Origin of the sequence: Vreelandella salicampi (assembly GCF_013415105.1) — a bacterium.
Taxonomy (GTDB): Bacteria; Pseudomonadota; Gammaproteobacteria; order Pseudomonadales; family Halomonadaceae; genus Vreelandella; species Vreelandella salicampi.
Genome location: NZ_JACCDF010000002.1, coordinates 350,776 through 364,310, shown reverse-complemented (window position 1 = coordinate 364,310; position 13,535 = coordinate 350,776). Strand labels below are relative to the sequence as shown.

At 58.9% G+C, this 13,535-nt stretch carries 10 protein-coding genes and 1 pseudogene; 7 read left to right on the top strand and 4 right to left on the bottom strand.

From position 1 onward, the window contains the following. Positions 1-79: 79 nt before the first annotated feature. Both HZS81_RS04505 and pyp read right to left on the bottom strand, forming a co-directional pair. Complete coding sequence (locus tag HZS81_RS04505) at positions 80-1,216, bottom strand: AMP-binding protein (protein WP_179929346.1); 1,137 nt, start codon at positions 1,214-1,216, stop codon at positions 80-82. A 50-nt stretch (positions 1,217-1,266) separates the two neighbouring features. Next, complete coding sequence (gene pyp, locus HZS81_RS04500) at positions 1,267-1,644, bottom strand: photoactive yellow protein (RefSeq protein WP_179929345.1); 378 nt, start codon at positions 1,642-1,644, stop codon at positions 1,267-1,269. 435 nt (positions 1,645-2,079) lie between these two features. Here pyp and HZS81_RS04495 point away from each other — a divergent pair, with 435 nt between their 5' ends. Genes HZS81_RS04495 through HZS81_RS04475 form a run of 5 tightly spaced genes read left to right on the top strand, consistent with a single transcriptional unit; the run spans position 2,080 to position 8,963 of the window. Continuing rightward, positions 2,080-3,303 (top strand): ABC transporter substrate-binding protein, encoded by a 1,224-nt coding sequence (locus HZS81_RS04495; RefSeq protein ID WP_179929344.1) that lies wholly within the window; start codon positions 2,080-2,082, stop codon positions 3,301-3,303. A gap of 52 nt (positions 3,304-3,355) precedes the next feature. Then, positions 3,356-4,894 carry a fatty acyl-CoA synthetase gene (locus HZS81_RS04490; RefSeq protein WP_179929343.1) on the top strand — a complete coding sequence of 513 codons (1,539 nt, stop codon included), beginning with the start codon at positions 3,356-3,358 and terminating at the stop codon, positions 4,892-4,894. Positions 4,895-4,938: 44 nt separating this feature from the next. Next, on the top strand, positions 4,939-6,045 hold the full coding sequence (locus HZS81_RS04485; RefSeq protein ID WP_179929468.1) for an acyl-CoA dehydrogenase family protein: 1,107 nt from the start codon (positions 4,939-4,941) through the stop codon (positions 6,043-6,045). Positions 6,046-6,093: 48 nt separating this feature from the next. Then, positions 6,094-7,281, top strand: coding sequence for a beta-ketothiolase BktB (gene bktB / locus HZS81_RS04480; RefSeq protein WP_179929342.1), 1,188 nt, complete (start codon positions 6,094-6,096; stop codon positions 7,279-7,281). 29 nt (positions 7,282-7,310) lie between these two features. Continuing rightward, positions 7,311-8,963: a fatty acid--CoA ligase gene (locus HZS81_RS04475; protein ID WP_179929341.1), complete on the top strand. Its 1,653-nt coding sequence runs from the start codon at positions 7,311-7,313 to the stop codon at positions 8,961-8,963. A gap of 15 nt (positions 8,964-8,978) precedes the next feature. Here the strand turns inward: HZS81_RS04475 and HZS81_RS04470 are convergent, their stop codons facing one another. Further along, positions 8,979-9,986 carry an AraC family transcriptional regulator gene (locus HZS81_RS04470; RefSeq protein WP_241697363.1) on the bottom strand — a complete coding sequence of 336 codons (1,008 nt, stop codon included), beginning with the start codon at positions 9,984-9,986 and terminating at the stop codon, positions 8,979-8,981. A gap of 150 nt (positions 9,987-10,136) precedes the next feature. Here HZS81_RS04470 and HZS81_RS04465 point away from each other — a divergent pair, with 150 nt between their 5' ends. Then, a complete protein-coding gene (locus tag HZS81_RS04465) occupies positions 10,137-11,741 on the top strand; it encodes a GMC family oxidoreductase (RefSeq protein WP_179929340.1) in 1,605 nt (534 codons plus the stop codon). Positions 11,742-11,805: 64 nt separating this feature from the next. Then, positions 11,806-12,388 (top strand): annotated as a pseudogene (locus tag HZS81_RS04460) (IS4 family transposase); the annotation flags it as partial. A gap of 113 nt (positions 12,389-12,501) precedes the next feature. Here the strand turns inward: HZS81_RS04460 and HZS81_RS04455 are convergent. Further along, entirely contained in the window at positions 12,502-13,527 is a 1,026-nt protein-coding gene (locus HZS81_RS04455) for an SPFH domain-containing protein (protein WP_179929338.1), read from the bottom strand. Between the last annotated feature and the right edge of the window lie 8 nt (positions 13,528-13,535).

The window sequence follows — 13,535 nt, the reverse complement described above, 5'->3', positions numbered from 1 at the left end:
GGGCGACGGCTTCGAGCCGCTCAAGGGTGAGAAAACAATGTCCTTTTTATATGTCCCTACTTGAGCGGCGCGGGTGGCGCTACCAATCGGTTACCTTGCCCATGGCGTTGGTAGGCAGCGCATCACCGTAGATGATAGAAACCGGCCGCTTGGCGGCAGGCCAATCGTTGAGCATCGCGTCGATACGCTCGCCTACATCATGGCGTGAGGACTCTGCTGGCACCACAAAGGCTTTGAGGCGCATCTGACCGTCACCGGCCGAGGTGGATCTTACCGCGCACTGGCGCACTTCGGGCAGGGCTTCCATCTCGCGAGCGACCGCGATAGGGCTGACGTTGACGCCGCCAATCGACACCACATCATCGTGTCGTCCCGCCAAGGTAAAACAGCGCGTATCTTCCCATGCGACGCGGTCAGGCAGGCTCGCCGCATGAGCACGCGCGTCTGCCGCTGTTAGCGTATCGGCTGTCGATCTTTGCCAGTGGGGAAGCAGCGTAAAAGGCGCGTCATGGCGAAAACGCGTGGCCACGCCGCCAGTCTCTGAACTGCCGTAAATTTCCATCACCGCCGCCATGTTCTGGCGCGAGAGGGTTTCAGCGACTTCGCCCGGTAGCGGCGCGGTTGAACTCACCCCAAGCACGCTGGAAGGCCAGTCGGTACGCGCCTTGGCAAGATACGCCCAGCGCGGCGGCACAGTGACGACGACATCACCTTCTAACAGCGGAGGAAGCGTTTTGTCGGCGATAACCACGTCTATGCCATTGAAGGCGGGATAAGCCACGCCCAACATAAAACCGTAAAGATGGTGCAAAGGAAGCCACGCCACAACGCGCTTAGGCGTAGTGCGCTCGCTAATACGCTGATGCAGCGCTTTCGCTTCGGCCTCGATATCCGCCCAGCGGTGGTGGCAGGCCTTGGGCTCGCCGGAGCTGCCTGAAGTGCGAAAAACCAAGCCGGAGGTGTGCGCTACTGCTTTTGCAATCAGCGCCGCCCACGCCTCCACGCTTTCCTCCATGAGCAGACGATCTTCAACGCCGGTCTCATGCAGGCAGAAAAACGCCGCCACGCTCGATGCTAAATAGAGACGCTCCAGCGAATCAATTGCAGGAGCGTCAGGCAGGGAAGCAAGCGAAACATCCCGATAAGCACTCAACTCTGACTGTAATAGCGAACACAGTAACGGGCGGATCAGCGTCGGAGTCATCCATGTTGGCACGGATTACGCTCCTTCAAATAGAGGGACAACAACATGAACAAGGAGGGCGCTTAGAGCCGCTTAACAAAGACCCAATACGTATCGCCAGAAATGGCTTTTTTCATGTGCACCTTCACCTTGGTCGGCTGCATTTGATAGTCAAATACGTATTCGAACATCGTGTTGAGATTGCCGCTTTTCACCCCGTCTTTAAAGCGACCTTCAAACTCTTTGCCTTGGGTGCAGGGTGCGACTTCTTTAAAAAAGTTCTTACCAATCACGCTTTTGGGATCACGACCGGTGATGCCCCCTTCTGCGGCATTGTATTGCAGAATCTTGCCATCTTTATCTAGTTGGATAGCGCCAAAGGCAAGTTCATCCAGATTTTTTTCGTCCATGCTCGCTAAGCTATTTTCGATATCATCGCTACCAAACTTCACCATTTCCATAACTGACTCCTTGCAAAAATCGCGTTACTTATTAGGTCATAACACCTACCGCACAAATAAAGTAGCAGCACTCTTATAATTAAACAACAAAATGTATAACTACTGCACAATAAAACTCAATCTTTCGGATGATAGCTTCCTGAGCACTTTGCCTTACCACTTCGTCTTACCCATTTGTCCTACTACCTTGTCCTCCCCCTTGTCTTAACCCTTAGCAAGCTGTCCTGAAATGTGGCTTTCTTGGCGATAAGCTTGTTTACGTGAACTACTAACCGCCATAAGTTGGCATGAATTGCAAAAAAATTGACCGGATCAGTCAACTCAGCGAGCGCGTTTGTTTCTAGCATGGTGTGACAGCCCGTCAACAATAGCGGCTTAACTCCACAGCTGAAGACCACATCAGCTGCCTAAAATAACAACAGCAAAGGCTTCACAATGAAACTAACGCAATGTCTCGCGCTCAGCACCCTCGCTGCTTCCGTCATGCTGGCTAGCCAAGCAGACGCCAATGAGATTACCGACAACGAAATCCGCATCGGTTACTTAGCCGATATGAGCGGCGCCTACCGCGACCCCATCGGCCCGCTGGGCCAAGACGCCATCGAGATGGCCATTGAGGATATGGGCGGCAGCGTCGCCGGCGCTGAGATTGAGCTATTCAGCGCCGACGACCGCAACAGCCCTGATGTCGGCTCCAGCATCGTGCGCGGCTGGATTGACGAACAAAACGTGGACATGGTGACGGGGCTTGTGGCTTCGTCGGTCACCCTGGCTGCTGTCAGGCTACTAGAAGAAGAAAACCGCCTGGGGCTGGTCAACGGCGCCGTCTCCTCCGGAGTGACAAATGAAAGCTGCTCGCCCAACCATATCCACTGGGTCTACGACACCTGGGCGATGTCCAACGGCACCGCTAGCGCCATCACCCAAGAAGGCAATACCGACTGGTTCCTGCTCAGTGCCGACTACTCCTTCGGCCATGCGCTTGAGCGCGATGTCACCCGTGTGGTGGAAGAAAACGGCGGTAATATCGTTGGCAGCATTCGCCACCCCTTCCCCAGCAATGATTTCTCCTCCTTTATGCTGCAGGCGCAGGCCTCCGGTGCTGATGTGATTGCGCTTAACAACGCAGGCTCGGATACCACCAACGCGATTCGCACCGCAAGCGAGTTCGGCATCACCCAGGCGGGCCAAGTTTTGGCAGGCATGGTGCTGTTTAGCACTGATGTACGCAGCCTCGGGCTGGAAGCCGCTCAAGGGCTACAGTTCACCACTGCTTGGTATTACGACCTGAACGACGAGGCGCGCGCCTGGGCCGAGCGCTTCAAAGAGCGTACCGGCAGCATGCCCACCCAGGTTCACGCGGGCCTCTACTCCAGCACCCTTCATTACCTGCAGGCGGTCGATGCCATCGGCACCGATGAAGCGCAGGCGGTGCGTGAGCAAATGGCCGCCACGCCGATTGACGATATTTTCGCCACCGGCGGCTATATCCGTGAAGACGGCCGCATGGTTCATGACATGTACCTGGTGGAAGTAAAAACCCCAGAAGAGTCCACCGACGAAGACGATCTGTTCCGGCTGGTGCGCACCATTCCCGCTGAAGAGGCCTTCCGCCCGCTAAGCGAAAGCGATTGTCATCTGGTGAATAACGACAGCTAACCCGTCTCCCTAACGTTCTTACAACAACATCATTACAGGAGATGAGATCACCATGCAGAGCCGCATCCAACAAAACACTATCGGCGCCGCGCTTGCGCGCAGCGCCAGTAAAAACGCCGACCGCTTGGCGCTGGCATTCAATGACCGCCAGTGGCATTACGACGAGCTAAACCGGGCCGTCAATCGCGTCGCCAACCGCCTTTTGGCCCACGGCCTCAAACCGGGAGACCGCCTGGCCGTTTACGGCAAAAACTCCGATGCCTACGTGATCGCCTGGCTGGCCGCCACCCGCGCCGGTTTGGTCCACGTGCCGATCAACTTCGCCCTGAGTAGCGAAGAGCTTAGCTACATCCTTGAGCAGTCCGGCGCCAGCGGGTTATTAAGCGATAACAGCCTGGCCGATAAAGTCGACGCCGCCTGCCGCTCGGTCAACCTAACCCTCTCCGGCACGCTGCACGCCCAGGAGAGCGAAGGCTTTGATGTGCTCCAGATCGCCCTGGCGGAAGGCGACGACGATGAGCCCGAGATAGAGCTCGACGGCCAAAGTCTGGCGCAGCTGCTGTATACCTCCGGCACTACTGCCGCCCCCAAGGCGGCGATGATGACCCACCAGGCGCTGCTTGCCGAGTACATGGCCTGCATGGTGGCGCTGGATATCAAGGACGACGAGCCCATGCTTGCCGCCCTGCCGCTTTACCATTCGGCACAGATGCACGTTTTCTTGATGCCGGCGCTGCTGCTGGGCGCGCCGTTGCACCTGCGCGAAGCGCCCACACCGGACGACTGTTTGGCGCAGATCGAACGCCACGGCATCGTCTCGTTTTTCGCTCCGCCCACGGTGTGGATCAGCCTGCTGCGCCATCCCGATTTTGACCGCCACGACTTAAGCCGTTTGAAAAAGGCCTATTACGGCGCCTCGATCATGCCGGTGCCGGTACTCGAGGAGCTGCGCCAGCGCATCCCTGGCGTGGGACTCTACAACTGCTACGGCCAGAGCGAAATTGCCCCACTTGCCACCGTGTTGCGGCCTGAGGAGCACGACGACCGCCCGTCCTCGGCGGGCCGACCGATTCTTACCGTCGAGACACGCATCGTCGACGCCGAGATGAATGACGTCCCCGCAGGCGAGCACGGCGAGATCGTCCACCGTTCCCCACAGCTGCTCACTGGCTACTGGGACAAGCCCGAGATGACCGAAGAGTCGTTTATCGGCGGCTGGTTTCACTCAGGTGATGTGGGATACGTCGACGAGGCGGGGTATCTCTACGTGGTCGACCGCATCAAGGACGTGATCAATACCGGCGGCATCGTGGTGGCTAGCCGCGAGGTAGAAGAAGCGCTGTTCCAGCATCCCGCTGTTTCCGAGGTCGCCGTGATCGGCCTGCCCGATGACAAATGGATCGAGGCGATCACCGCCGTGGTGGTGCTCAAAGAAGGGGAAGAAGTGAGCGAAGCCGCGCTGATCGAGCATGCCAAAGGCCTTATGGCGCACTACAAAGTGCCCAAGCAGGTGCACTTCGCCGACGCCTTACCCAAGAGCACCGCTGGCAAAATTCTCAAGCGTCACCTGCGCAAGGAGCTTCACGCGTGAGCATCAATACGCCCGAAGATGAACTGACTCCGCTGTTTCACGACATGATCTGCCGCTTTCTGGAGCAGGAAGTCGCGCCACACTACGACACCTGGGAAACGGCCGGCGAGGTGCCGCGCGCGCTGTGGCAACGCATGGGCGAAGCGGGGCTGTTGGGTATCGATATGCCGGATACCCTCGGCGGGGCCGGGGCTGATTTCACCATTACCCAGCTTGCCATCGAAGAAATCTCGCGGCGCGGCTTTGGCGGGCTGGCCAGCGCCTACAACATCCACGCCAATATCGTCATGCCTTACCTGCTGCATATCGCCACGCCCGCGCAGCAAGAGCGCTGGCTACCGGCCATGGCCAAGGGTGACGTGATCGGCGCCATTGCCATGACCGAACCGGGCGCCGGCAGTGACATGGCCGCCATGAAAACCCGCGCTCAGCGCACCGAGCGCGGTTGGCAATTAGACGGCGGTAAGATTTTTATCACCAACGGCCAAGTGGCGGATATGGTGATTGTCTGCGCCAAAACCGACCCGAGCGCCGGGGCCAAAGGCGTCTCGTTGTTTTTGCTGGATACCACGCTACCCGGGTTCTCCCGCGGTCAGCCGATCAAGAAAATCGGCCAGCATGCCAGCGACACCGCCGAGCTTTTTTTCGACGGCATCGAACTATCCGACGATGCGCTGCTCGGCGAAGAAGGTGCAGGCTTTGCCTACCTGATGCAGGAGCTGCCCCGCGAGCGTTTGGGTGTCGGAGCGCAGGCGCTCGGTGCCATAGAGGGCTCGCTCGCGCTGACCTTGGATTACGTCAAAGAACGACGCGCCTTCGGCCAGCGGATAGGCGATTTTCAAAACACCCGCTTTACCCTCGCCGAGGTGCAGGCGGATATCGAAATGGGCCGCGCCTATCTGGAAAAGTGCATGGCGCAGTATCGCCACGGCAACATGGGCCCCACCGAGGCGGCGGTTCTCAAGCTGCGCCTCACCGAAATGCAGTGCGCCACCGCCAACACCTGTTTGCAGCTGTTTGGCGGCTACGGCTATACCCGCGAATACCCGATTTCACGTTTCTATCTCGATGCTCGCGTACAGACGATCTACGCCGGCACGTCGGAAATCATGAAGGAAGTCGTGGCCCGCTCGTTGCTGGGCAAAGCCTAATTTGTCATTCAATCTCAGCCTCTATTCCGCTACAGAAGGATTACTCGCATGCGTCTTGATTCCGTTGTCATCCTAGGTGGCGCCCGCACGGCCATTGGCAGCTTCGGCGGCAGCCTTTCGGGGCTTGCGCCGTTTGAGCTCGGCTCCCTTACCGCTCGGGAGGCACTTAGCCGCTCAGGCGTCGAGTCCGACGCCATCGACCACGCGGTCTACGGCCATATCATCACCACCGGTCCGCAGGATGCCTACCTCGCCCGTCATATCGCCCGCGAGGCCGGCGTACCCGACGGCGCGGGTGCGTTAAACGTCAACCGTCTGTGCGGCTCTGGGGTGCAGGCGCTGCTCTCCGCGGCCCAACAAATCACCCTGGGGGATAGCCGCTTTGCTCTGGCGGGCGGCGCGGAATCCATGAGCCGCGGCGCTTATTTGCTGCCGCCGCAGGCGCGCACCGGCCTACGCATGGGCCACGCGTCCGTCACCGATTTGACGCTCGGCATCCTGAGCGACCCTTTCGACAGCGGCCATATGGGGTGCACCGCTGAGAACATCGCCAGCCGCTACGGCTTAAGCCGCGAGGCGGTGGACCGCTTCGCCATGGAGAGCCACCACAAAGCGGCGCGCGCCATCGCCGAGGGGCGCTTTGCCGAGCAGATCGTGCCGGTCACGGTGCGCGAAGGCAAAAAGGAGCGCGTGTTCGATCAGGACGAGCACGTGCGCGAAGGCGTCTCGCTAGACGACCTGGCCCGGCTCAAGCCGGCTTTTCAGAAAGATGGCATTGTCACCGCTGGCAACGCCTCGGGCTTAAACGATGGCGCCGCAAGCTTGGTGCTTGCCGATGCCGACGAGGCCAACCGACGCGGTTTAACGCCCCGGGCGCGGCTGCTGGTGGGCACCACCGCTGGCGTCGAACCGCATCTGATGGGGCTGGGGCCGATTCCTGCGGTCACCCGCTGCCTCTCGCAGGCCGGGCTCTCCATCGGCGATATCGACGTGATTGAATCCAACGAGGCCTTTGCTGCCCAGGCCATGGCCGTGGCCGACGAACTCGACTTCCCCGCCGAACGCCTCAACCCTAACGGCGGCGCGGTTGGGCTTGGGCATCCAGTCGGCGCGACCGGCGCTATCCTGACGCTAAAGGCGCTGGCCGAGCTTGAGCGCACCGGCGGTCGCTACGGGCTAATTACCCTATGCATCGGCGGCGGCCAAGGCATTGCCCTGCTGATCGAGCGCTGCTAATTCATACGCCAAAAAAAGGACACACCGTTATGACAACCGTCACGCCCAAAATTTTACCCGCGACAACATCCGCCACCAATCCGCCGCTTTTGATCAGCGAGCTGTTAGAAAGCGGCGTGCGTATGGCGGGAGATAACCAGATCGTCTACCGCGATCTAAGCCGCCACAGCTACACCCGCTTTCAAGAGCGGGTTCACCAGCTGGCTCACCTGCTGACCACGCAAGGCGTGCAGGCGGGCGATGTGGTCGCGGTGCTCGACTGGGATAGCCACCGCTACCTGGAAGCCTTTTTTGCCATACCGATGATCGGCGCGGTGCTGCACACGGTAAACGTGCGCCTCTCCCCCGAGCAGGTCCACTACACTATGGAGCACGCCGAAGACGCCTTCGTGCTCATCCACCCGGATTTCGTGCCGCTGTTAGAGCCCCTTCAAGAGCGCCTCCCGCTCGTTCACGGCTACCTGCTCTGCCAGGACGAGCCAAGCGAGCTCAACACGACGCTGCCCCTCGTGGGCGAATACGAAGCGTTGCTGGCTGAGCAACCCACCCACTACGACTTCCCCACCTTCGATGAAAATGCGGTGGCCACGCTTTTCTACACCACCGGCACTACCGGCAACCCCAAGGGTGTTTACTTCACCCACCGCCAGCTGGTGCTGCACACCCTGACCGAGGCCAGCACATTACAGGCGCCGGGGTTTGAGTTACTCAACCGCGACAAGGTCTACATGCCGATTACGCCGATGTTCCACGTTCACGCGTGGGGCGTGCCCTATACCGCGACGTTGCTCGGTGCCACTCAGGTCTACCCCGGGCGCTATGAACCCGAAATGCTGATCAAGCTACTGGTCACGGAAAAGGTCGATTTCTCCCACTGCGTGCCGACGCTGCTCGGCATGGTGGTCGGCGCCGAGGCGATTGACTCAGGCGAGGTGGATCTTAGTGGCTGGAAAGTGCTGGTCGGCGGTAGCCCGCTCACGCAGGCATTGTCGCGCCGCGCGTGGGAGCTGGGTATCGATACCCGCAGCGCTTACGGCATGTCGGAAACCTGCCCGCTTCTCACTGCGGATATTCTGCCTCAGGACATCAACGACGCCGACTTCGACACCCAGCTGCCGTGGCGCTGCAAGGCGGGCTTACCCATTCCGCTGGTGCATATGCAGGTGGTCAACGAAGCCGGCGAACCGCTGCCCCACGATGGCGAAAGCGTCGGCGAAGTCCGCGTGCGCGCGCCCTGGCTCACCCAGGCCTACTACAAAGAGACCGAGCGCAGCGAAGCGCTGTGGCAAGACGGTTGGCTGCACACCGGCGATGTGGCAACGCTAGATGCTCGCGGCTTTCTGCAGATCCGCGACCGCATCAAAGACGTGATCAAAACCGGCGGTGAATGGGTCTCTTCGCTTGAACTCGAAAACCTGATTGCTCAGTGCCCTGGCGTTGCCGAAGTCGCAGTGATCGGTGTGGCTGACGATAAATGGGGCGAGCGGCCTGCCGCGCTTGTGGTGCCTAGCGACCTCAACGCACCGCCCGAAAGCGATGAAATCCAGGCGTTTCTCACGCAGTTTATCGAGCAAGGCAAGATCAACCGCTGGGCGCTGCCTTCCTTTATTCGTATCGTCGATGAGATACCTAAAACCAGCGTGGGCAAGCTCGACAAAAAGCGCATCCGCCAGGATGTGTGACGGGGAGCGAGACTGTTAGGAAATCGGCATCAAGGTGGCCCGCCGATACGCGGCGGGCGAGTTGCCGGTCCAGGCGCGAAACGCGCGGCTAAAGCAAGCCTGGTCTTCAAAGCCCAGACCTTCGGCGATGCTTACCAACGGCTCGTCGCTGCGGGTCAGGGCCTCAACGGCCATATCGCGGCGCAGCTCGTCCTTGACCGCTTGAAAGTGCGTGCCCTCCACGGTCAAACGCCGCGACAGAGTACGCACCGACATGTTCAGCGCCTCCGATACCTCTTTCACGTTGGCCGTCGCGCTTTGTTGGGGCGCCAAATACTCGTTCATCAGATACTCACGCACCCGATGCGAGAACAAACGGTCTTCAAAGGAAACGTAAAACCAATCGGCCGGCGCCCGTTTGAGAAACTCACCTAAATGCCGTTTGGTTTGTCGGATGGGCTCTTCCAGCAGCGCCCGGTCGAAATAAAGCACCGTCTGCGGGCAATCGAACGCGACCTTCCCCGGATAAAAGTACAAATAATCCGCGCTATGGGGAGGCTGCGCATAAGCGCACTCCATCATCGCCGGGGGAATTTTGCGCGCAATCAGCCACGAAGCGATGCCGTGAAAAAGCTTGAGCATCAGCTCGTGGATCAGCACGCGGTTGCCGTTTAGCGGTTGCTTTTCGACCAGGGCAATACGCGCAAGATCCCCTTCCACGCGGTAGTCGTAGGCAAAATCGTCGAGCAGAATATGGAAAAAAAGCGTGTAGCGATGCAGCGCCACCTTGAGCGTCGGCGCTTCCAATACGCTTAAACACAACAGCTTGAGCGTGCCACCGCGCAGTGGGCGGGCAAAAAAACCCGGCGTTTCGTCGTCGTACTCGTTGACCAACAGCCGATACAGGGTGGCAAATTGCTCAACCGTCACTCGACCGTGCGATGAACCCAGTAAAAAAGGTGAAATACCCGCACGCTTGAGCCAACGCTTTTGCAATGTGGCCTCTTGCGGCAAGCCATCAAACAGTGACCTGACAAAGTGCATCGAAATAGTCGCTGTCAGAATGCGTCTCCTTTGGCAGGCCAGTTTTGCGATTAAATGAATGCGGTTTGGCTAGCGTTTTTAATACCAGCTATCGTTAAAGAGACGCAATAGCCGACTCGTCGAATACAGAAAAACAACAACGGAATCAAAATGATGGATTATATCATTATCGGAGGAGGCGCTAGCGCCTGCGTACTCGCCGAGCGTCTTAGCCGCCACCCAGACTGCCACGTTTGCCTTCTCGAAGCCGGCCCGGCGGATACCAGCCCACTCATTCACGCCCCCGCAGGCATTCTGCCGCTAATGCATAGCCGCCGGCTGAACTGGGCGCTGCACACCACGCCGCAATCGGAGCTCAATGGGCGGCGCCTTTTTTGGCCCAGAGGCAAAACCCTGGGCGGTAGTACCGCCATCAACGCCATGTGCTGCACACGAGGCCAGCCGCAAGACTATGACGACTGGGCAGCCGGAGACAAAGCACTTTCCGGCTGGGACTTTCCATCGCTACTGCCCCACTTTCGGGCGATTGAAGATCACCCGCTAGGCCCTTCTCCCCTGCACGGTGAAGGGGGCCCGGTCACCATCAGCAAGCTCCGTAGCACCAACCCTCTCAGCCATGCGTTTGTTAAGGCGGCGCAAGAAGCGGAATTGCCAGCCAATAGCGATTTCAACGGCACACAACAGGAAGGCGCAGGGTTTTACCATGTGATGCAGCGCGACGGGCAGCGCTGCAGCAATGCCCACGCGTTTTTGCATCCAGCGCTTGATCGCCCCAATCTCCACGTTCTAACCGGCGCCCAGGTGCAGCGGCTGGAAATGGAAAATCAGCACTGCACCGCCGTGCACTATGTAAGCCGTGGCAAACACCACCGCGTGCCGGTAGCGGTGGAAGCCCTGCTCTGCGCCGGGGCGATTCATACCCCACAGCTTCTCATGCTATCGGGGGTTGGTCCCGAACAGGAACTCACTCAGCACGGCATTCCGGTAAAGCTGAAACTGCCCGGTGTGGGCACCAATTTGCAGGATCATCTCGATATCAGTGTGATCTGGCACGAGCAGCGCCAGCAAAGCATTTCGCTGCACCCGCGCTACTGGCCAAGAGGCTACCACGCCTTGAAGGAATATCTGAATCAGCGCCAAGGTGAGCTCACCTCCAACCTGGCCGAAGCCGGTGGTTTTGTCGCCACCGACCCTGATAGTGCTCGCCCCGATGTACAGCTGCATTTTCTCCCCGCCGTGGAGGTCAAACACGGCCGCAAGCTTGGCCCCACGATACGTTATTTCGGCTATACCCTGCGCGCTTGCCTGCTACGCCCGGCTAGCCGCGGCCATATTAGCCTGCAATCGGCTAAGCCCAGTGATAGCCCGCGGGTTGACCCGCGTTACCTGAGCGAGCCTCAAGACATGGCGGGGATGCTGCGGGCGCTGGAGACCGCGCGGGAAATCATGCACCAGCCCTCGCTTAGCACGCTGGGCAAAAAAGAGTGGCAACCCGGCCCCGGCGTGACAGATAAAAGCGCCATGGAGCGTGACATTCGTCATCGCGCCGAAAGTATCTATCATCCCGTGGGTACGTGCCGGATGGGCAGCGATGCGCTGGCCGTGGTAGACCCCGAGCTACGGATACACGGCTTGGACAACGTGCGCGTGGTCGATGCCTCGATTATGCCGACGCTGATTAGCGGCAACACCACCATGCCGGTCACCGCCATCGCCAGCCGCGCCGCCGATTTGATCTTACATAAGAGCTGTTAGAACGGCTGCATTGACATCTTCCCCCAACATCAGTGCTAAGGCGCTTGTGGAACGGGATTCCCAGGTCGTCAATCAGCTTGATATTGTCTTGCCAGGTAAACGTCCTTTCGTGGCCCCAGTGCGGTTGTTCAGGCGTGTTAGCGCTTGGGGGCGAGGCTGTCAAGCAGGTCTTTGAGCAAACGCAGGCACTGTGGCATGAGCAAACGCCGCATCCTCATTGGTGTGGGCTAACCCTCCTGGGAGTGGACGGTGTGGTATGGCGAACGCCAGACTCGCCTGATAATCAAGCGGCCTTTGCGAGAACACGTAATGCTCATCGGGAGGCAAGCTATCCTCAAGTGTGCCAAATGGAGCTGACGAACCACCTCATTACCGGCGCCGCACTTGATAGTGTGTCGACTGGCGAAGTGGCGCTAACAACCGACCTGATAGCCAGCACGCCTGTCCACTCCCTGACGTTATTTGATCGCGGATTTTACTCACTGGGGTTGCTGCATGCCTGGCAGCAGGCAGGTGAGCAGCGCCACTGGCTTATTCCGCTACGCAAAGGAACACAGTATGAAGAAATCGACTCGCTGGGTCGTCAAGATCGACTTGTTCGCCTGACGACATCGCCACAAGCGCGAGCGAAATGGCCAGGCTTACCCGCGTACTGTCCGGGTACAACCACAAAAATATGCGGCTAGAAAAAAGCCAGTCAGGCTTAACTGACTGGCATTAGACTCGACGCCAGGCTTTTGGGAAGATAACCGGTTGGTGGTTAAGCTTGCGCGCCAGCGCCACCCATGACGCCGCCTTTTAACGCGTTAGCGGCCATTTGGTCGCTTGGGTTGCCCGCCATTTCGCGGAACATCCCCATAGAGCCCAAGAGTGCACTCGACTCGTAAGGTACGAATACGCGCTCACCCTCTTTCGCCATGTCGGGCAGCGTCTTGATGTAGGTTTGGCCTAGCAGGTAGCCGACCACGGTTTCTTTGTTTTTGTCGGTATCTCCGAGCGCTTCCAGCACCAACTTGATGGACTCTTGCTCGCCTTGGGCGCGAAGGATGGCGGATTCTTTATCGCCCTCCGCGTTCAAGATGGCAGACTCACGCTGACCTTGCGCTTGGGCGATAGCCGCTGCCTTGTCACCCTCGGCTTCGGTTACGGTGGCACGGCGTTTACGCTCGGCTGCCATTTGCAGGCGCATGGCGTTTTCGACTTCCTCCGGCATTTGAATATCCTGGAGTTCCACGCGGTTAATCTTGATCCCCCACTTGGATGCTGGCTCTTCCATTGCCTGCTGAATATCAGCATTGACTTCGGAACGGCTGGCAAAGAGCTTATCCAGCTCCATTTGGCCCACCACGCTACGCAGCGATGTTTTCGCCAGGGTTTCCACCGCCTGGGACATATTCTCCACTTGGTAGACAGCGTTTTCTGGCTTAACGATGGTGTAGTAGAGCGCTCCATCAATTTGGACAGTGACGTTGTCGGTGGTGACGACCGGCTGGCCCGGGAAGTCCATGACTGTCTCCCTCCGGTCAATGCGCGTCTCTTCCTTGGTCTGAGGGATGAACTGCCCCTCCACACGCTTGTAACGTGTCATGGTAATAGGGCGGGGTTTGTCGATGAACGGGATGATGATATTCACCCCGCTTTCGAGCACCCGATTGAATGAGCCTAGCCGCTCCATCACCACGGATTCGGACTGCTGAACGATGACCAGTCCCTTTACGATGATGAGGATGGCGATAATGGCGATAATGCCGCTCAATATAAGGCTGGCGCCAATCGTTTGTTCCATGTCGTACT